Consider the following 1,395-nt stretch of genomic DNA (forward strand, 5'->3'; position numbering starts at 1 on the left):
GCTTTTCACTGCGCAGCACCTGGTCGATCGTGCGCGCCGTCTGGTCCCAGCCACCACCCGGTGCGGCAGGCACGAAGAGCTGTATCTGGGGCGCGCCTTCGGCGTAAGCGGGAGAAAGATGCGACGTCATCAGCCCGGCACCCACGGCTGCGGTGCTCATCAAAAATCTGCGTCTGTTCAGCATGGGGATTCCTCCAAATCACGACACCTCCTCCGGTGCCCGCCAAAACGCGCCTGCATCCAGACCCGTCATCGATTTCAAGCAGATGTTACGGAGTTCTGTCAACGGAAACGATATTCTACTGGACAGAACGATTTGGCGGCGCGACAGAGTCGCGTCGCTCGGCTTTCTTCAAACTGGAACCGCTATGGACTCGCCAAGCAAATCGGCAGATGGGGAAATAGATCGCACCTCGGCGGATGGTGTTGCCGCGCTTGATCGGGCCATTGCCATCCTCGATGCCTTCACCGCGGATGACCGGTCGCTCAGCCTGGCCGAAATCGCGGCGCGCACCGGCCTCTACAAGAGCACCATCCTGCGGCTTGCGAATTCCCTCATGCGCGGACGATTGCTCGAGCGCCTCGACAATGGACGCTACCGCGTCGGACCCGCGACCTTTCGGCTCGGTGCGCTCTACCAGCGTTCGGTCGTGGCGGTCGATATCCTGCTGCCGATCATGCGCGATCTTTCCGAGCGAAGCTGGGAGAGCGTTGCCTTCTATGTTCGCTCGGGCGACGTCCGCACCTGTCTCTACCGCGTCGAATCCAAGCACCCGATCCGCTACACGATACGCGAAGGCGACGTATTGCCTTTGCTGCTCGGCTCGGGAGGCCGCGTGCTCGCAGCGTTTTCGGGCCAGCAGGGCGAACCGTACGAGACCATCCGCAAGACCTGCAACTGCCTCGCCGTGGGCGACCGCGACCCCGAGACGGGGGGCGTGTCGGCGCCGGTGTTCGGCCCGGGAGGCGTCCTGCTCGGCGCCTTGACCCTGGCTGGACCCAGCACGCGCGTCGACGCGGCATTTCTGCAGCGCATGAAGCGTCCGCTGCTCGAGGCGGCGGCCCGCGCCACCCGCGCCTTCGGCGAGGACGCCTCCATGCTCGAGCGGGCAGGCCTGGCAGCGGACGCCATGCCGTAGAACACGTCCTCGTTGGAAGCCCCGCTCAAGTCAATTTGACCAGGCCACAGCGGTTCTTGGCGCGGCCCGCCTCGTCATCATTGCTGGCGACAGGCGCCATCATGCCGGCGCCGGCAGCTGTCAGCCCGCGGCTCAGGTCACCGCGCCAGCAGGATGGTCGGAGTGTCGTGATAGGTGGTCTTCACCACTTCCCGGTAACCGCACTTCGCAGCCACCCTCAGCGACGCGCCGTTTTCCGGATCGATGATGCAGACGG

General features: G+C 64.7%; 1 protein-coding gene and 2 pseudogenes. 1 reads left to right on the forward strand and 2 read right to left on the reverse strand.

Annotated elements, in window-relative coordinates; genetic code table 11:
• A pseudogene (locus tag EOD15_RS34325) lies at positions 1-184 on the reverse strand (tripartite tricarboxylate transporter substrate binding protein); the annotation flags it as partial.
• A 184-nt stretch (positions 185-368) separates the two neighbouring features.
• Between EOD15_RS34325 and EOD15_RS34330 the strand changes: the two are divergent.
• A complete protein-coding gene (locus tag EOD15_RS34330; RefSeq protein ID WP_127320502.1) occupies positions 369-1,139 on the forward strand; it encodes an IclR family transcriptional regulator in 771 nt (256 codons plus the stop codon).
• A 137-nt stretch (positions 1,140-1,276) separates the two neighbouring features.
• On the opposite strand, the pseudogene EOD15_RS37135 reads toward EOD15_RS34330, so the two are convergent.
• Positions 1,277-1,395 (reverse strand): annotated as a pseudogene (locus EOD15_RS37135) (GNAT family N-acetyltransferase); the annotation flags it as partial.

It is taken from the genome of Mesorhizobium sp. M7A.T.Ca.US.000.02.2.1 (assembly GCF_003996995.1).
GTDB lineage: Bacteria > Pseudomonadota > Alphaproteobacteria > Rhizobiales > Rhizobiaceae > Mesorhizobium.